This is a genomic window from Brachybacterium netajii (SeqCode) (assembly GCF_054114245.1).
In genome coordinates this window covers 615,757-633,266 of the sequence record NZ_JBSYXB010000001.1, presented here as the reverse complement: position 1 = coordinate 633,266, position 17,510 = coordinate 615,757, and the positions used below count along the sequence as shown (strand labels likewise).

11 protein-coding genes and 1 tRNA gene are annotated in these 17,510 nt (G+C 73.9%); 5 read left to right on the top strand and 7 right to left on the bottom strand.

Annotated elements, in window-relative coordinates; genetic code table 11:
• Window positions 1-182: 182 nt before the first annotated feature.
• From ACXET9_RS02810 to ACXET9_RS02795, 4 genes are all read right to left on the bottom strand, one after another.
• Window positions 183-1,148, bottom strand: coding sequence for a transglutaminase family protein (locus ACXET9_RS02810; RefSeq protein ID WP_457884636.1), 966 nt, complete (start codon window positions 1,146-1,148; stop codon window positions 183-185).
• Window positions 1,141-3,510 carry a circularly permuted type 2 ATP-grasp protein gene (locus tag ACXET9_RS02805; RefSeq protein ID WP_457884635.1) on the bottom strand — a complete coding sequence of 790 codons (2,370 nt, stop codon included), beginning with the start codon at window positions 3,508-3,510 and terminating at the stop codon, window positions 1,141-1,143. Before ACXET9_RS02805 ends, ACXET9_RS02810 begins: the two co-directional genes overlap by 8 nt.
• Window positions 3,511-3,620: 110 nt before the next feature.
• Window positions 3,621-4,295 (bottom strand): AIM24 family protein, encoded by a 675-nt coding sequence (locus ACXET9_RS02800; protein WP_457884634.1) that lies wholly within the window; start codon window positions 4,293-4,295, stop codon window positions 3,621-3,623.
• 148 nt (window positions 4,296-4,443) lie between these two features.
• Window positions 4,444-4,671, bottom strand: coding sequence for a heavy-metal-associated domain-containing protein (locus ACXET9_RS02795; RefSeq protein WP_457884633.1), 228 nt, complete (start codon window positions 4,669-4,671; stop codon window positions 4,444-4,446).
• 136 nt (window positions 4,672-4,807) lie between these two features.
• Between ACXET9_RS02795 and ACXET9_RS02790 the strand changes: the two genes are divergently transcribed.
• The 5 genes from ACXET9_RS02790 to ACXET9_RS02770 all read left to right on the top strand — a co-directional run bounded on the left by ACXET9_RS02790 (window position 4,808) and on the right by ACXET9_RS02770 (window position 12,285).
• The gene (locus ACXET9_RS02790) at window positions 4,808-7,240 is read left to right on the top strand and encodes a protein kinase domain-containing protein (protein WP_457884631.1); all 2,433 of its coding nucleotides are present in this window, start codon (window positions 4,808-4,810) and stop codon (window positions 7,238-7,240) included.
• 161 nt (window positions 7,241-7,401) lie between these two features.
• Window positions 7,402-8,277, top strand: coding sequence for a DsbA family protein (locus tag ACXET9_RS02785; protein WP_457884629.1), 876 nt, complete (start codon window positions 7,402-7,404; stop codon window positions 8,275-8,277).
• 53 nt (window positions 8,278-8,330) lie between these two features.
• Window positions 8,331-8,402: transfer RNA gene (locus ACXET9_RS02780), tRNA-Thr, on the top strand.
• A 150-nt stretch (window positions 8,403-8,552) separates the two neighbouring features.
• The gene (locus ACXET9_RS02775) at window positions 8,553-10,058 is read left to right on the top strand and encodes a glycoside hydrolase family 32 protein (RefSeq protein WP_457884627.1); all 1,506 of its coding nucleotides are present in this window, start codon (window positions 8,553-8,555) and stop codon (window positions 10,056-10,058) included.
• Between the two features lie 175 nt (window positions 10,059-10,233).
• Complete coding sequence (locus ACXET9_RS02770; RefSeq protein ID WP_457884626.1) at window positions 10,234-12,285, top strand: sucrose-specific PTS transporter subunit IIBC; 2,052 nt, start codon at window positions 10,234-10,236, stop codon at window positions 12,283-12,285.
• Between the two features lie 97 nt (window positions 12,286-12,382).
• Here the strand turns inward: ACXET9_RS02770 and ACXET9_RS02765 are convergent, their stop codons facing one another.
• The 3 genes from ACXET9_RS02765 to treS all read right to left on the bottom strand — a co-directional run bounded on the left by ACXET9_RS02765 (window position 12,383) and on the right by treS (window position 17,347).
• The gene (locus tag ACXET9_RS02765; protein ID WP_457884624.1) at window positions 12,383-13,381 is read right to left on the bottom strand and encodes a LacI family DNA-binding transcriptional regulator; all 999 of its coding nucleotides are present in this window, start codon (window positions 13,379-13,381) and stop codon (window positions 12,383-12,385) included.
• Window positions 13,382-13,442: 61 nt separating this feature from the next.
• Window positions 13,443-15,293 (bottom strand): variant leucine-rich repeat-containing protein, encoded by a 1,851-nt coding sequence (locus tag ACXET9_RS02760; RefSeq protein WP_457884622.1) that lies wholly within the window; start codon window positions 15,291-15,293, stop codon window positions 13,443-13,445.
• A 242-nt stretch (window positions 15,294-15,535) separates the two neighbouring features.
• Entirely contained in the window at window positions 15,536-17,347 is a 1,812-nt protein-coding gene (gene treS / locus ACXET9_RS02755) for a maltose alpha-D-glucosyltransferase (RefSeq protein WP_457884621.1), read from the bottom strand.
• Window positions 17,348-17,510: the final 163 nt, after the last annotated feature.

Below are 17,510 nucleotides of genomic sequence, written 5' to 3'. Positions count from 1 at the left end.
AATTCCGCACCACCATATACACGTAAATGGCGTACGCCCATGCTCTGTGAACGAGCGCGAACGCGCAGGTCGCAGCAGGGGGAACGGGGCCGACGGACGTCGTGCGAGGTCGAGCGGCCACGCTCTGACCTCCTGATCCTCTCACCGGAGGGGCGTGCGGGGGTAGGGAGGAGAGGTGAGCCTCACGAGAGCGGCGCCACCTCGACCGCGACCTCGGGGGCGCTCCCCGCGCCGGGCGGGCCGACGACGATGCCGGTCAGCGGCGGCACGTCGGAGTAGTCGCGGCCCCAGGCGGTCGTGACGAAGCGCTGGTCGACGAAGGTGCGGTTGGTGGGATCGATGCCGACCCAGCCGGAGCCGGGCACCAGCACCGCGAGCCAGGCGTGCGAGGCGGCGGAGCCGACCATCTCGCCCACGGGCTCGGTGACCAGCTCGCCGTCCGACGTCGGCGCGGTGCGCAGATAGCCGGAGACGTAGCGGGCCGCGAGCCCGACCGCCCGGACCGCGGCGATGCCCGTGTGGGCGAAGTCCTGGCAGACCCCGCGCCGCACCGCGAGCACCTCCTCGAGGGTCGAGGAGACGGTCGTCGCGGCCGGATCGTAGGCCAGCTCGTCGTGCAGGAGCGCCGCCAGCGCGGCCAGGCACTCGCCGATCGCGCGCCCGGGACGGAAGACCTCGGCGGCGATCTCCGCGGCCGCGCTCGGATCGGGCAGGCGCGGCGAGGGCTGGGCGAAGTCGATGCTCTCCGCCGGCATCAGCGGGCCCCAGGCGGAGGGCAGCGCCCGCTGCCACGGGCGGGACATCGACTCCAGCGGGTAGCGCCGCTCGGCGACGGACACGTGGGCGTGGGATCGGACCTCGAGGACGTCGTGCGGCTCGTCGACCAGGAAGTACGTCGAGGTGTTGCCGAAGAAGTCCGAGTGCGAGGACAGGCGCGCGGGGGAGGGGCCGACCTCCACCTCGTGCGAGTGGACGCGCTGGTGCTCCGTCGGCCGCGGGGCGACATGCGCGCGGCCGTCGTTGCGCGAGACGGTCCGCGCATAGCGGTAGCGGGTGAGGTGGCGGACCCGGTAGTGGACGGGATCGGCCTCCGGCGCCTCCGAGGCGAGCGGGATCAGCGGCGGCGGGTCCTGCAGGGAGTCAGGCATCGTCGCGCCCCCAGGAGTGGACGGGATCGGCGCTGCGGAAGCAGCTCTCCTCGATCGCGGCGGCGAGCCGGCGCAGGGCGTCGAGGGCCTCGTCGGCCTCCGCGCGCAGCGGGACGGAGGCGTCGCCGGGCCCGGTCGTCAGGAGCGCGGCCGGGTCCCAGCCGGCGACCTGCGCGCGCAGGTGCGCGAGCTCGGAGCGGACCTCCAAGGAGGGGCCGACGGAGAAGGCGCCCGCATCGCCGGCCGCGACGGCGGAGGCGGTGTCCGCAGCCACGAGCGCGGCCCCGTCCTCGGGCAGGCGCGCCGCGGAGGAGGCGAGCCGATCGAGCTGGAATCCGATCGAGCGGGGGAGGGAGGCGTCCACGAGCAGGAGCTCGAGGAGCAGCTCGGGGTGCAGGCCCGTGCGGAAGACGCGACGGTAGCTCGCCCCGGACTCGGTGATCGAGGCGATCGCTCCGACGACCCGCGCCTCCACGGCGGGGCTGCGGCGCCGGCCCAGGCAGGCCGGCAGCAGCGTGAGCAGGCTCGTGGCGCGCTCGATGCGGCGACCGCATTCGAGCAGGTCCCAGCCGAGCGCCCGCGGCATCGAGTCGGCGATCGCCCCGGAGAGCGTCAGGCAGCCGTCGACGACGGCGCTGAGCTCGGTCTCCAGCGGCTGCTCGGTCCCGCCGAGGCCGCGGATGCGGGCGCGCAGGCGCGAGATCGTCGGCCAGACGCTGTCGGAGATCAGGTCCCGCAGCGGACGGGCCGTGCGCACGAGCGCCGCGGCGGACTGCGCGAGGGAGCCGGGGCGGCCGGTCTCCGTCAGCAGGCTCTCGAGCTCGCGGCGGACCGCCTTCGGGTCGTGCAGGTCGACCTCGTGGAAGCCGGGGGCGGTGGTCGTGACGTCGGTGACCGCGCGCAGCAGGACCGCGAGCGCCGTCCGGGCCGAGGGGCTCTGCTCGGCCCCGAGGTCGTTGGCGACGTCCAGCATGGTGCGCAGGATCCGGGCGGTCGCGTCGACGCGCTCCAGATAGCGGCCGAACCAGAACAGGTCCGAGCCCAGCGAGAGGGTGATGGCGGGGGCGGCGCGCAGCCGGCGTTCGCCGTCGGAGGCCCGGGGGTCGGGCCGACGGGCGTCGTCCTGCGCGGCGTCGTCCTGCGCGGTGGCGTCCTGCGCGATGCCGGAGAGCCCGGCGGCGGAGGGCCCGGCGGCGGAGGGGGCGTCGACCGAGGGACCGGCGTCGGCGGCGGCTGCGGCCGCGGGCAGGCTCAGGGACGCGGTCGTGCTGGTGGCGGCCGGGCCGACCCAGAGGTCCTTGAGCGCTTCGGGGCCGGCGTCGGTCGTCCGGGCGACGCCGCCGGGGACCACCTCGAAGCCGTCGGGTCCGGCGACCGCCATGAGCTGCAGCCGCAGCGGGCGGCCGACGAGCGTCTCGCCGCCGGAGGGGTCGAGGCTCGGCCAGAGCGCGGGCGGCGCCGTCGGCGCGGAGCCGAGCCGCAGGTCCTCGTGCAGGAGGATGCGGCACAGGTCCGGCATGGCCTCGCGCAGCGCGGGGCTCTCGAGGAGGCCCGCGCCGAGCGGGTTGAGGATCTCGACGTCGCCGCAGCGCGCGGCCTCGACCAGGCCCGTGATCCCGGCGTCCGTCGGCTCCAGGTCCAGGGGGTCGAGGCGCTCCGAGGGGACCATGCGGATCAGCAGGTCGACGGGGTCCTCGTCGGCGTGCGGCGGGCGGGCCCCGATGCCGCGGCGGCCCTCCGCGCCCGGGCGCCGCAGGGACAGCCCGGGGGCGCCGACGACGAGATCGCCCGCGGTCACGACCGGGACGCCGAGGAGCGTCGCCAGACGGTGCTGGTCGAAGGCGCGACCGGCGTCGGACGCCGCGGTGAGCACCGCGACCCGGCCCAGCCGTCCGCCGGCGCGGGCGCGCCGGTGCAGTCCCGAGCGGATGCCGTCGAAGAAGGGGTGCAGGCGCTGCAGGGGCGTCGAGCGGTACAGCGCCGGGGCGCTGCGGGAGAGCGCACGACGCATCTCGAGGGTCGCGCCCACGCCCTCGGGCACGTCCACGTGCTCCTCGCGGACGCTCCACGTGCCGTCGGTCGCGAGCTCGACCCACGAGGTCAGCGCGAACAGCCGTCGCGGGCCGCGGGCGGGCATGCCGACCGCCGTGCGGAGGTAGGCGGGGTCGGCGAGCAGCGCCGCCGTCGGCGCGATCCCCGAGGCGAGGCTCGCGCGCGGCCCGTAGAGGTCGGCGTGCAGGGCGTCGAGCAGGCGCGCCCGCTGGACGAGGCCCGCGGAGAGCTCGCGCCAGCGCTCGGCGCCGATCGCCGCCGGGACGGGGTCGATGAGCGGGGAGCGCACGGAGAGGTCGGCCGCGACCATGTCGGACGCGGCCTGCGCGGCGCGGCGCAGCCCGTCGGCGCCGAGACCGCGAAGCTCCCCCTGCAGCGAGGCAGGGGGAGCGGTGACGGCCGGGAAGGGGATGGCGGTCCTCAGCCCTGGACTACCGGGGTGCCCTCGGAGGGCTGCACCACGACGAAGCCCGGTCCGTGGAAGGCGAGCTGGAAGGACTCGCCGGAGCCGCGGCCGATGAACGAGCCCATCTTGAAGTCGTTCTTGATCTGCGGCTGGAGGTTCGCCGACCAGCACACGGCGGCCTGCGGGTCCACGTAGGTGGGCTGCTGCGAGCAGTCCAGCAGCATGGGCGGGCCGTCGGAGGTCACCGCGACCATGCCCTGCCCCTGGAGGAACAGGTTGAACAGGCCGCCGGCCATGAAGCCCGCGCCGCCGAGGGAGCGGATGTCCCACTGGATGGTGCTGTCGAAGGCGAGCAGCGAGCGCGTGTTCAGCGTCAGCGCGTCGTTCTCGAGCTGGACCAGGAAGATCTCGTGGTTCTGGTGGGCGAAGAACACCTCGCCGTGCCCCCGCACCCGCATGAGGTTGCCGCCCTCACCGGTGGCCATCTTCTTGAGCAGCTTCATGCCGCCGCCGGACCCCTGGTAGGAGAAGTCCATCTGCCCCTGGTAGGCGACCATCGCGCCCTGGGCGGCGATGATCTCCGGCGACTGCGGGAACAGCGCGCTGCGCAGCATCTTGTTGGACTGCAGCGTCCACCGGTCGTTGGTCTGCCGCTCCTGGTTGGCGGCGTCGAACAGATTCGAGCGCATGGCCTCACGTCCTCTCGTCCCCCGGGGGCGTGCCCCCTGGCGCTCGTTCGGCGCCGGGGGGCATCGTCCCACAGGGAAGGGCCGTCGGCCCAGGAGGGGCGACGGGGAATCCGGCCGGACCGGCCGAAGCAGGCGGGCTCAGGCGGGCTCAGGCGGGAAGATCGGCCAGGCGGTAGTCCCCGGCCTCGTCGACCGCGGCGGCGACGGCCTCGTCGGTGATCTCCGCGGCGGCGGTGATGGTGACGGTGGAGACGCCGCCGGAGACCAGGTCCACGCGGACGTCGCTGACGCCGTCGAGGGCGGAGATCTCCTCGGTCACGGCGCTCACGCAGTGGCCGCAGGTCAGGCCGGCGACGCCGAAGGTGCTGGTGCTCATGGGTGCTCCTCGTCGGAGAAGGGGGCGGCGCGGGCCGCGGACACGGCGAGCATATACCCCTGCAGGGTATCGATCCAGGCGATCGGTCCCCAGGTCGCCACGATTCCTCCACACCGCTCCTCGTAGCATGGCGACCATGGACTCCGCTTCGACCTCCCGCACCGGCCGCCGCGACCCGCGGCTCGTCGCGCTCGCCGAGGACTCGGGCTATGAGGTGCAAGAACGCATCGGCGCGGGCGGCATGGGCATCGTCTACCGCGCGGTCGACGCCGACGGCACCGACGTCGCGATCAAGCTGCTGCGCCATGACATCGCCGACGACCCGCTCGCGCGCGAGCGCCTGGGCCGCGAGGTCGCCGCGCAGAAGCTCGTGCGCAGCGAGAACATCGTGCGGATCCTCGACGCCGAGCTGGATTCGCCCGACGCCTTCATCGTCACCGAGTTCGTGCCCGGCCCGACGCTCGAGGACGCCGTCCGCGAGCAGGGCGGGCTGCACCCCGAGGCGGTCCGCGAGATCGGCCTCGTGCTGGGGGAGGCGCTCTCGCGCATCCACGAGGCCGGCGTGATCCACCGCGACCTCAAGCCCTCCAACGTGCTGCTCCGCCACGCCGGCCAGGAGGATCTCACCGCCTACGACCCCGACGGCGACCGCCTGGACCCGGTGATCATCGACTTCGGCATCGCGATCGCCGCCGAGGCCTCGCGGCTGACCTCCACGGGCCTCGTGATGGGCACCGCCGCCTATCTCGACCCCGAGGTGATCGTCACCAACAGCACCGGCGAGGCGGGGGACTGGTGGGCCCTCGCCGCGCTCCTCTCCTTCGCCGCGACCGGGCGCGAGCCCTTCGGCACCGGTCGCGCCGACCTCGTCCTGCGCCGCGCGGAGCTCGGGGAGATCGATGTCGTCGGCGCGCCGACCGAGCTCGCGGCCTGGCTGCGCGCCGCGCTCACCGCGGACCCCTCGCGGCGGCCCGATCCCGCGACGATGCTCGCCGAGCTCGCCGAGCTCGACCTCACCCGCTACGACGACCCGGGGCCGACGGAGGCCCTCGAGGCCCGCGGCCGCACCGTGGCCCTGCCCGCCGCCGGGGCTGGCGCGACCGCGGTCCTCGGCGCCGGCCCGGCGGGCGGCTCGCCGACCGGCCCGTCGATCGGTGCGGCCGACGATGCGGCAGGCGCCGCGGCCGACGAGGCAGGCGCGACGCAGGTGCTGTCGGCCGCCGACGCGACCCGGGCGCTGTCGGCCGCGGATGCCACGCAGGCGCTGCCCGCAGCCGATGCGACCCAGGCCCTGCCGGCCGCGGATGCGACCCAGGCTCTGCCGGCCGCGGATGCGACCCAGGTGCTGCCCGTGCACGGGGGCGCCGCCTCGTCGGCCGCCTCCGCCGAGGGCGTCACCGAGGCGATCCCGGCCTTCGGCTCGCCGACGCTGCAGATGCCGCCGATCCGCGAGGACATCCCCGGGGCCTCCCCGGGCTCCCCGCTGCCCGGCGGACGCCCCGTGCGGCGCGGCGTGCAGGACCAGCCGGGCGGTGCCCTCGGGGGAGCGGGCCAGTTCGCCGCGCCCGCGCCCGCTCATCCGACGTCACCCGCCCCGCAGTCGTACCCGGGCCAGCGGTCGTATCCCGCGCAGTCGCCGTATCCGGGGCAGCAGCATCCGGCTCCGCAGGGTCACGCCGCTCCGCAGGCCGCACCGATGCAGCAGCCGTATCCCGCGCAGCAGGCGCGTCCCGCTCCTCCGGGGTACGGGCAGGCGCCGCTCCCGCAGCAGCAGCAGCCGTCGCAGCAGCAGCCGTTCCGCCAGGCCGGTCCGATGCCCGGGCAGGCTGGAGTGATGCCGGGGCACCCCGGGCAGATGGCCCCGCAGGGCCAGCCCGGCATGCAGGGCCAGCCGGGCCAGCCGGGCCAGCTCGCGCCGTGGGCCGGGGCCCAGGGCATGCAGGCCCCTCCGGGCGGCTGGCCGCAGCCGATGATGCCGCCGCGCCGACCGGCGCTCGTCTGGATCGGGCATCTGCTGCTGATCGCCCTCGCCGGCGTCGCGCCCTACGTCGCGATCGCCGCGCTCCTGGTGCTCGGGGCGCTCGCCCGCACCTGGGAGCGCTCGGCGCGCTCCGTCGCCGACGCCCGCATGCGCGGATCCCGGGGATCCGGGCCGCTGTGGGGCACCGGCGCCGCCGCGCCCTTCCGCTTCGCCCTCGGACTGCTCGAGACGGTGCTGCAGGCGATCCTCCCGTTCGTGCTGGGGCTCCTGGTGGGGCTCGCGATCGATGCGGCCTGGACGCTCGCGAGCCCGCCGGCGCCGCCCGACGGCCTCGCCTTCGTCGTCGCGATGACGATCACGCTCCTGATCACCTGGGTGGGCATCGGCAGCCGCACCACCCGCAACGGCGCGCACCGCCTCGTCGATGCCGCCGCGCCCGATCGGCTCTGGACCTCCGTGCTGCTGGGCCTGCTCCTGCTGCTGCTGGCAGCGATCATCACGACCCTCCTGGCGCGGCAGGGGATGGTGGACTACTTCCCCTTCGGCTCCGGACCCCGGCTCGACGACCTCGCCTTCTGGCGTCGCTGAGCCCCTCGCGGACGCCTCCGGCACGTCTGCGACGACGTCTTCCGAGGCCTCTTCTGGGCTGTGTCCGGGCTCGCTCACACCTCCGAGCCTTCGCTGATCTGGCCCCGCTACACTCGCCCCGTCCCGTCGACCATCGCCGAGATCCGGCGAGAGGAGCATCCATGGCCGCGTCCGGTCCTTCGAAGTCCGCGCAGGAGCGCCGCGAGGCGCAGCGCGAGGCCCTGCGCAAGCAGAGGCAGGCGGAGCTGCGTCGGCAGCGCTCGATCCGCAACGCCGTCATCGCCGTGATCGTGGTGATCGCCCTGGCCGCGGCCGGCGGCATCGGCTACGGCATCTACAAGGCGACCCGCCCCGCGGGCCCCGTCGCCGTCCCCGCCGGCATGGCCGAGGATCAGCCGTACCTCGCCTTCGGCGCGGAGGAGGGCTCCGGCGCTCCCGTCGTGGAGCTGCACCTGGACTTCATGTGCCCCTACTGCGGGCAGTTCGAGGCCGCCAACGGCCAGGACGTCCAGGACCTCGTCGCCTCCGACGCGATCACCCTGCACCTCGTGCCGCGCAACTTCCTCGACACCGCGTCCACCACCGGCGACTACTCGAGCCGCACCGCCAACGCGCTGGTGTGCATCTACGAGGAGAGCCCGGATAATGCGCTCACCTTCCTCCAGCTGCTCTTCGAGAACCAGCCGGCCGAGGGCTCCGCGGGCCTGACCGACGACGAGATCTGGGGCTACGCGCAGGAGGCCGGCGCCTCCGACTCCGTCCAGGAGTGCCTGACCGCCGGCACCTACACCGACTGGGTCGACGACGTCGCGGATCCGTACGCCTCGGAGACCGGCGGCGGCACCCCGTACCTCACCATCGACGGCACGGAGTTCCAGGACTTCTATACCGAGGGTGCGTTCCTCGAGGCCGCCGTCGCGGCCGGGGCGACGATCAGCTCGACGGCGTCCGACGCCGGCGGCGACGAGTCCACCGCCTCCGATGCGGGCGGCGCCGAGGCCACCGGCACCGCCGCATCCGACGGCGGCGAGGGCTGAGAGCCATCCGGTAGTCTCAGGGGCCGGTCGAGCAGTCGGCCGGCCCCACCCCCGCTGGAGTGGCGCAACGGTAGCGCACCTGTCTTGTAAACAGGCGGTTGCGAGTTCGAATCTCGTCTCCAGCTCCGAAGCAGCCCCTCATCTGCGCGGCATCTGACAGGATGTCCCGAGGTGAGGGGCTGTTCTGGTCTCCGGAGCTGCGTCGGAGGCTGCTTTGCAGGCTGCCTCGTCTCCACCTCTGTCAAACGATTGACAGATCGCGTACCCTGGCCCGCGTGACGACAGCTCCCGACGTGGCGGCCTCCTCCCGCCCCCAGTTCCACCTGACCGCGCCCCAGGGTCGGATCAACGACCCCAATGGGCTGATCATGCAGGGCGGCACCGCCCATGCCTTCTTCCAGTGGGGCCCGGGCTTCCCGACCGATCGTCGGATCGGCTGGGGCCACGCGGTCTCCGAGGACCTCCTGCGCTGGACGATCCGTCCGCAGGCGATCGCCCCGGACACCTGGTACGACGAGGACGGCTGCTACTCGGGCGGCGCCGTGGTCCAGCCCGAGGGCGCCGCGTTCCTCTACACCGGCAACGTGAAGAAGGGTGACGTGCGGCAGGCCCATCAGGCGCTGCTGCGCACCGCGGACTTCGAGACCTTCGAGAAGAGCCCGCAGAACCCGGTCCTCCCCGACGCTCGTCGGCCCGAGGGGTACACCGCCCACTTCCGCGATCCGATGGTCTTCGAGACCTCCGAGGACGGCTACCGGATGTGCCTCGGCGTGCAGCGCACCGACCTCACCGGCGCGATCCTGCTCCACTCGGCGCCCGCGCTCGAGGGGCCGTGGACCGTGGACGGCGAGATGACCTTCACGGGCCCGCACGCCGCCGAGCTGCGGAACCTCGGATACATGTGGGAGTGCCCCGCGATCCTCGTCCTGCATGACCATGAGCTCGGGCGGGACCGGCACGTCCTGATCTTCTGCCCGCAGGGCGCCGGGGTCGAGGGCAGCGATCCCGAGACCCGTCCCGATGTGGCGGGCTACGTCGTCGGCGACCTGGTGGGCACGGAGCTGCGTGCCGCCACGGCGTTCCGTCCGCTGGACCTGGGCTTCGAGTTCTACGCCCCGCAGGCCTTCGCCGGCCGCGAGGGCACGCAGGACGCCGTCCTGCTCGCCTGGCTCGGCAACCCGGCGCAGGACGACCAGCCGAGCCTTGCGGAGGAGGGCTGGGTGCACACGCTGTCCCTGCCGCGCCGCCTGAGCCTGCACGGCGGGATCCTGCGCCACGAGCCCGCCGTCGAGCTCGCGCAGATCGGTCGGCCGACGCCCGTCGCCTCGCTGCCGACGGAGCTCACCGCCGCGCCGAGCGCGATCGCGGAGCTCGCCGGCGCCCGCTCCTTTGCCCTCCGGGCCGTCGTCGAGCTCGACCCCGATGCGGACGCCGATGCAGACGCCGATGCGCCTGCCGATGCTGCGACCCCGTCCCTCGCCCTCGAGATCGCCGCGGGCGAGCACGCCGTGCGGATCGAGCTCGACGCCGAGCGCCTGCGCGTGGACCGGAGCGCGAGCCGCTACCCGCTCGGCGGGGCGCGCGAGGCGACCCTGCCGCCCGCGAGCGGGCCGCGCCGCCTGACCGTGGTGCACGACCGCTCGGTGACGGAGATCTTCGTGGACGACCTGCTCGCCTTCTCGCTGCGCAGCTTCCTCGGCTCCGGCGAGCCCGAGGTCCGCGTCGCGGCGCCGACGGGTCGCGCGCGGCTCGTCGGCCCGATCGCCCACCCCTCCGCCTGACCCGCCATCCGGCCTCGGCGCGTGATGCAGATCTCGCGCCGAGGTCGTTCTTGAGGCCCCGTGCGGGCGGTCCGATCGCTAATGTGTCATTCGATTGACATACCGCATCGGCCGCCCGGAACGACCCGGCCGTTCCGACATTCCAGCTCCGAGCCCCCTGCTCGTAGGAGATCCCGTGCAGCACAGCGACGTCGCCCGCTCCGTCCTCTCCGCCCTCGGCGGTCCACAGAACATCCAAGCCGCAGCCCACTGCGCCACCCGACTGCGCATGGTCGTGGTCGACGAGAAGGCCATCGACCAGGCCGCCCTCGACGCGAACCCCGACGTCAAGGGCACCTTCATGGCCGGTGGGCAGTACCAGGTCATCATCGGCCCCGGCGACGTGGACATCGTCCACCGCGAGCTCGTCGCCCAGGGCGGCATCACCGAGGCCGGCAAGGACGAGCTCAAGGAGATCGCCGGCCGCCGCGGCAACCCCGTCGTCCGGTTCATCAAGATCCTCTCGGACATCTTCGTGCCGATCCTGCCGGCGCTGATCGCCGGCGGTCTGCTCATGGCGCTGCACAACGTGCTGACCGCCGAGGGCCTGTTCGGCCCGGCCTCGCTCGTCGAGCGGGCCCCCTGGCTCGCCGATCCCGCGGACCTCGTGAACCTGCTGGCCTCCGCGGCCTTCACCTTCCTGCCGATCCTGGTCGCCTTCTCGGCCGCCAAGCGGTTCGGCGCCAACCCCTACCTCGGCGCCGCACTCGGCGGCGCGATGGTCATGCCCTCGCTGGTCAGCGGGTACGACGTCGCGCAGTCGATCACCGAGGGCACCATGACCTACTGGGACGTGCTCGGGCTGCAGGTCGCCCAGGCCGGCTACCAGGGCACGGTCATCCCCATCCTCGCCGTGGTCTACGTCCTCTCCCTCGCGGAGAAGCTCTGCCGCAAGGTGCTCACGGGCACCTTCGACTTCCTCTTCACGCCGATGCTCTCGCTGCTGGCGACCGGCCTGCTCACCTTCATCGCCGTCGGCCCGCTCATGCGCGGCCTGAGCGACGCCATCACCGCGGGCCTGGAGTGGATGTACACCGCCGCGGGTCCCTTCGGCGGCGCCATCTTCGGCGCGGTCTACTCGCCCGTCGTCGTCACCGGCCTGCACCAGAGCTTCCCCGCCGTCGAGCTCAGCCTCATCGGCCAGGGCGGATCCTTCATCTTCCCGATCGCCGCCATGGCCAACATCGCCCAGGGCGCCGCCACCCTCGCGATCTTCGTGTCCCTGCGCGGACCGGGCAAGCTGCGGGCGATGGCGGGCGCCTCGAGCCTGTCGGCGCTGCTCGGCATCACCGAGCCCGCGATCTTCGGCGTGAACCTCCGCCTGCAGTTCCCCTTCTTCATCGCCCTCGGCGCCGCCGCCGTCTCCGGCGCCCTGGTCAGCATCTTCAACGTGGTCGCGGTGTCCCTCGGCGCGGCCGGACTGATCGGCTTCGTCTCCATCAAGGCCTCCAGCATCCCGGCCTTCCTGCTGTGCGCGGCCGTGAGCTTCGCGCTCTCCTTCTCCGCGACCTGGGCCTACACCCGCTGGAAGATCTCGCGCGGCCACGTGCTGGACCCGTCGGCCGTCGACGCCGCCGCCAGCGCGGCGACCGCCGCTGCGGCGACCTCCTCGGCGGACGCTGCGGCCACGGCGCCCGTGACCGTCGGCGACGCCACCGCGATCGGCTCCCCGGCGCTCGGCACGGCCGTTCCGCTCGCCGCCGTCGCCGATCCGATGTTCGCCGGGGCCGTGCTCGGCCCGGGCGGCGCCGTGGTCCCCTCCTCCGGCCCCGTGGTCTCCCCGGTCGACGGCACCGTCACGGTCGCCTTCCCCACCGCCCACGCCTACGGCATCACCAGCGATGACGGCGTGGAGATCCTCGTGCACGTCGGCCTGGACACGGTCCAGCTGGGCGGGAAGCACTTCACCGCCGTGGTCAGCGCCGGGCAGAAGGTCTCCCGCGGCGACGTCCTCGCCGAGGTCGACTGGGCGGGCGTCATCGCCGCCGGCTACGACGTGACCACCCCGGTCGTCATCACCAACGCGGCCGACCGCTACACCGTCGAGCAGACCGCCGCGGCGGACGCCCCGCTCGAAGCCGGCGACAGCTTCCTCGCCGTCCGCACGCTGGCGACGGATGCGACCGACAAGGCCGACGAGACGGATGCGGCCGACGACGCCGCGAAGGAGCCGGCCCCCACGGCCTGACCCTCGCATGACGGCCGACGACGGCCGACGGATCGCCGTCGGCCGCCCTCGGCCGTCGTCGGACCGGAGGACTCGGTAGCCCTCGGGGCCGCACTGCTCAGGCGGTGCGGCCCCGATGCAGCGTCACCGGCAGCACGCGGTCCGCGGTGCGGGACTCCGCGGCGTCCGCGCCGTCGGAGGAGTCCTCGTCGAGCCGATCCAGGAGGATCCGCACGGCGACGTCGGCGATCTCGCCGATCGGCTGCACGACCGTCGTGAGCCCGGGGCCGATCTCCCGGACCACGGCGGTCCCGTCGTATCCGACGACGCGCAGGCTCTCCGGCACCGCGACGGCGTTCTTGCGGGCCCAGTCGATGACCATCGAGGCGCTGATGTCGTCGGAGGCGAAGACGGCGTCGGGCCGATGCTCCTCCAGATGCCGTTCGATGATCCCGCGGCGCTCGGCATGGGGGATGCCGAAGCCGTAGGCGAGGATGCGGGGCGCGAGCCCGTTCTCGGCGAGGACCTCGAGATAGCCGGCCATGCGCTCGTTGCTCGCGTCGTCGGTCGCGGTCACGTGGAGGATGTCGCGGCCGCCCTCGGCGACCAGCAGCTCCGTGGCCAGGCGTCCGCCGGCGCGGTTGTCGCTGCGCACGTTGGGGACCGCCCCGCCGGGCAGTCGGCGGTCCAGCGCGACCACCGGCAGGTCGGTGCGCCGGTAGTGGGGGATGTCGTCGTTGTGGGTGGAGGTGAGGATGCCGTCGACCTGCTGGGCCAGCAGCATCTCGAGGTACTGGACCTCCCGCTCGCGGTCGTCGCCGCTGTCGCACAGCAGCATCTTGTAGCCCTCGCGGGCGAGGGCCTCCTCGACGGCCGCCGCGAGCTCCCCGAAGAAGGGGTCGGCGACGCTGGGGACGACGAGCCCGACCAGGCGCGTGCGCTTGCCGAGCAGCGAGCGGGCGACCTCGTGCGGGCGGTAGTCGAGGGCCGCGATGGCCTCCGCGACCCGGCGCCGGACGTCGGCGCTGAGGTAGCCGCGGTCGTTGAGCACGCGGGAGACCGTGGTGACCGAGACGCCGGCGTGCTCGGCCACGTCCTTCAGCTTGGGTCTGCCCATCCTCGTGCTGCTCCGCTCCGTCGTGGTCCTGGGGGTCGGGCCCTGGGGCTGGGTCCTGGGGTCAGAAGGTCCGGTACTCGTCCCGGTTGACCATGAATCCCTTGCCGGTCTTGATGTTCCAGCAGGTCATGCCGTCGGAGCGGCTCGTGCAGGCCACCTCGCCGATGGTCGTGCTGCTGCCGTACTCGAGGGTCGTCGCGCTCTCGGAGCCGTAGACGGTCCCGCAGGCAAGGGCGGCCTCGCCCGAGCTGATCGCGATCGAGAACGCGGTCTCGGAGCAGTCCTCCTGGTCGCCGGCGGAGAAGTCCCGCTCGGAGACCGAGCAGCCGACGGAGCCCTCGGCGAGGGAGCAGCGGATGTTGCCCGTGGGCGACTGCACGGAGGTGAGGTCGAGCGAGCCGTCGGGGGCGGGCGAGACGTCCTCCTCCTCGCTCGGCTCCGTGGTGGCCTCCTCGGAGGCGTCCTCGGACGGGGCCTCCTCGGAGCTCTGCGCGGTGGTGGACTCGGAGCTGCGGGAGTAGCCGTCGTCGTCCCCGCCGAGCCAGGCCCGCACCCCGAAGACGCCGACGATCACCAGGATCAGCACGAGCAGGAGGCATCCGGCGCAGGCGATCCAGGTCCGACGACGATCCTTGCCCTCGCCGGAGTCCGCCGGAGCGGCGCCGGGAGCGCCTCCCGCCGGAGCGCCGCCGGCCGGCGGCGGGGTACCGAAGACGGCGGCGCCCGCCGGGGCGGCGGCATAGCCCGCTCCGGACGGCGCGGCAGCCGGGTAGCCGGTGCCGGGGGCCGCCGGAGCGCCCGCGGCGGCTGACCCCGCCGGGCCGTAGCCGTAGCCGCCGCCCGGCTGACCGGGGGAGGCCTGCCCGTAGGCGGGCTGGCCCGGGGCGGGCTGGCCGTAGGTCGGCTGGCCGGGCGCCGCCTGCGCCGGGGCGGGGGCCCATGCCGGCGAGGCCGGCGGGGCCGCGGGCGCCGGCGACGGCACCGGGTAGCTCTCGAGGGGGCGCGTGGCGTCGGCGGATCCGACGGATCCCATCGGGCTCGGCGCGGATCCCTGCGGGCTCTGCGGGGAGCCCGATGCGGCCGAGGAGCCCGCGGGACCCAGCGGTACGACGCCGCCGGAGGCCAGCCGCACGCCGCTGCCCGCCGGCGCATCGGAGGAGGACCCGCCGGCCGACGGCGCGGGGGCCGACGGCGCGGAAGCCGACGGAGCAGGGGCCGACGGAGCGGGCGCGCTCGGCGCCGCGGTCTCGGCGGAGGCCGCGGTGGGGAAGGGTCCCCAGGCGGAGGCCTGGTCCGCCTCCGACGGGGACCGGTCCGGGGCGTCGAACGTCGGCACCGGGGCGTACCCGGCGAGGCGGACGTCCTCCGCGGAGGCGCTGATGGGGGAGACCACGCGCGGGGCGGGCGCGGGATCCGGGACCGCTGTGGAGGGTCCGGTCTCGTCGAACACCGGGGTGAACGGGGCCGTCTCCTCGCTGACCGGCGCGGAGGGCCCGGTCTCGTCGAAGACGGGGGTGTAGGTCGCGGTCTCCTCGAGGGAGTTCCCGGCGGCGTCGTCCTCGTCGAACGGATCGGCGGTGGCGACCGAGGCGCCGGCGGAGGCGCCGAGGCTCGTGCGGTCCGCGGGGGACCCGGCCGACGGCAGGACCGCCGGCTGCTGGCCGGTGCGCTCGCGCTCGGCGTGGGCGGCGTCGACGGCCTCGGCGATCTCGCCGGGCGCCGCGCCCTGCTCGTAGAGCCGCTTCGCCCCGGGGTTCGTGGCGAGGATCCAGTCGCGCGCCACGGCCGGGCACGACGGGTTCGCGACGATGAGGCCCTGCAGCTCCGGATGGCGGTTGGTGAGCTCGAGGAGCCGCTCCGGGGAGGTCCCCGGGTCCTGTGCCTCCTCGGCCGCTGATCGCGCTGTGCTCACACTGGTCTCCCGTTCCGTCGCTTCGGAGCGCACCGCATCGAGCCCGTTCTCGGGGCGATGACGGAGGCCCGCTCCATCTGCCGATCACCGAGAGTGCCACACCTCCCCAGGAGCATGCCGGAGATCCCGCCCCGGCGGGTTCCAGATCACCCGCCGGGCAGAACGCCCCGTCGTCGACTGTCCGGTGCACGGAACGGACGAATCGCCCGCCCTGCTCCGCTCGCCCCGTCGGCCGTGCGGGCTCAGAGGCCGACGGCCCCCTCCTCGGCCGGCGCCGGCTCCTCGGCCAGCGCCGGCATGGCGGTCGTCTCGGTGAGGGGCTCGCCGTCGGCGCTCAGCGGGCGGACCCGCAGCCAGTAGTAGCCATGGGTGCCCAGCGTGATCGTCATCGACCCGTCCTCCGCGACGGCCGGGAACTCGTGGCCGCCGAAGAGGTCGCGGACGGTGCGGCGGGCCAGCTCGGGGGCGTCGAGGGAGACCGTCACCGGATGCGGGGCGAGGTTGAACACGCACAGCAGCGTCTCCGCATGCTCGGCGGCCTCCTCGCCGTGCTCGGCGCCGTCGGAGGAGCGGATGAAGGCGAGGACGCGGTCGGAGTCCGCGGGGACGCTGCGGTAGTCGCCCAGGCCGAAGGCCTCGTGCTGGCGGCGCACCGCGATCATCCAGCGCACGAAGTGCAGCAGCGAGCCCGAATGCGCCATCTGCGCCTCCACGTTCGCCGTCGCGTAGTGGTAGACGAGGTTCTGGATCACCGGGAGGTAGAGCTTGCCGGGATCGGTGATCTCGCTGAAGCCGGCGTTGCGGTCGGGCGTCCACTGCATGGGCGTGCGGACGGCGTCGCGGTCGTCGAGCCAGATGTTGTCGCCCATCCCGATCTCGTCGCCGTAGTAGAGGAACGGGGAGCCGGGCAGGCTCAGCAGGAGCGCATGGATCAGCTCGAGCTCGGAGCGCGAGTTGTCCAGCAGCGGCGCGAGGCGGCGTCGGATGCCGACGTTCGCCCGCATCCGCGAGTCCGGCGCGTACCAGCCGAGCATCGCCGAGCGGTCCTCGGGGGTGACCATCTCGAGCGTGAGCTCGTCGTGGTTGCGCAGGAAGGTGCCCCACTGCGCGCCGCGCGGGATCGCCGGGGTCTGCTCCATGATCTCGATGATCTGGCGGGCATTGCCCTCGCGCAGCGCGTAGAACAGCCGCGGCATGACGGGGAAGTGGAAGCACATGTGGCATTCCGGCGCCTCCTCGGTGCCGAAGTACTCCACGACGTCGGAGGGCCACTGGTTCGCCTCGGCGATGATCACGCGCCCCGGCCAGTGCTCGTCGACGAAGGCGCGCAGCTCCGCGAGGAACTCGTGGGTGCGGGGATGGTTCTCCCCGTCGGTCCCCTCCTCCTCGAAGAGATAGGGGATCGCGTCGGCGCGGAAGCCGTCGATCCCCTTGTCCATCCAGAACCGCACCACGTCGAGCATCGCCTGCCGGACGGCCGGGTTCTCGAAGTTCAGGTCGGGCTGGTGGGAGAAGAAGCGGTGCCAGTAGAACTGCCGACGCACCGGGTCGAAGGCCCAGTTCGACTCCTCGGTGTCCACGAAGATGATGCGGGCCTCGGCGTACTTCTCGTCGGTGTCGGACCAGACGTAGAAGTCGCCGTAGGGGCCGTCGGGGTCGGAGCGGGATTCGAGGAACCACGGATGCTTGTCGCTGGTGTGGTTCAGCGGCAGGTCGATGATGACGCGGATGCCGCGCCGGTGGGCCTCGGAGATGAGGCGCTCGACATCGGTCAGCGAGCCGAACTCCGGCAGCACCGCGCCGTAGTCGGAGATGTCGTAGCCGCCGTCGCGCAGCGGGGAGGCGAAGAAGGGCGGCAGCCACAGGCAGTCGATGCCGAGCCACTGCAGGTAGTCGAGGCGGTCGATGAGCCCGGTGAAGTCGCCGGTCCCGTCGCCGTTGCCGTCGGCGAAGGCGCGCACCAGCACCTCGTAGAACACGGCGCGCCGATACCAGTGCGGGTCGTAGTCGACACCGGGTCCCTGCGGGGAGAACTGCGAGGCGTTCAGGGGCATGAGATCCTCCGCGAGCGTGCTGCGGTCGGCGAGGGCCCGGCCGACGGACGGCCCCCGGCCGACGGGCGGTCGTCCGAAGGGCCCACAGTACTGGCGCGGGCCCCGGACCGGCAGGCCCGCACCGGCCGTGTCCACGTACGATGGCGGGCGAACCGGGGGAGAC

Coding starts and splice junctions, on each gene's coding strand:
- ACXET9_RS02810 (WP_457884636.1), bottom strand. CDS start 1,148: ATGCCTGACTCCCTGCAGGACCCGCCGCCGCTGATCCCGCTCGCCTCG.
- ACXET9_RS02805 (WP_457884635.1), bottom strand. CDS start 3,510: ATGGTCGCGGCCGACCTCTCCGTGCGCTCCCCGCTCATCGACCCCGTC.
- ACXET9_RS02800 (WP_457884634.1), bottom strand. CDS start 4,295: ATGCGCTCGAATCTGTTCGACGCCGCCAACCAGGAGCGGCAGACCAAC.
- ACXET9_RS02795 (WP_457884633.1), bottom strand. CDS start 4,671: ATGAGCACCAGCACCTTCGGCGTCGCCGGCCTGACCTGCGGCCACTGC.
- ACXET9_RS02790 (WP_457884631.1), top strand. CDS start 4,808: ATGGACTCCGCTTCGACCTCCCGCACCGGCCGCCGCGACCCGCGGCTC.
- ACXET9_RS02785 (WP_457884629.1), top strand. CDS start 7,402: ATGGCCGCGTCCGGTCCTTCGAAGTCCGCGCAGGAGCGCCGCGAGGCG.
- ACXET9_RS02765 (WP_457884624.1), bottom strand. CDS start 13,381: ATGGGCAGACCCAAGCTGAAGGACGTGGCCGAGCACGCCGGCGTCTCG.
- treS (WP_457884621.1), bottom strand. CDS start 17,347: ATGCCCCTGAACGCCTCGCAGTTCTCCCCGCAGGGACCCGGTGTCGAC.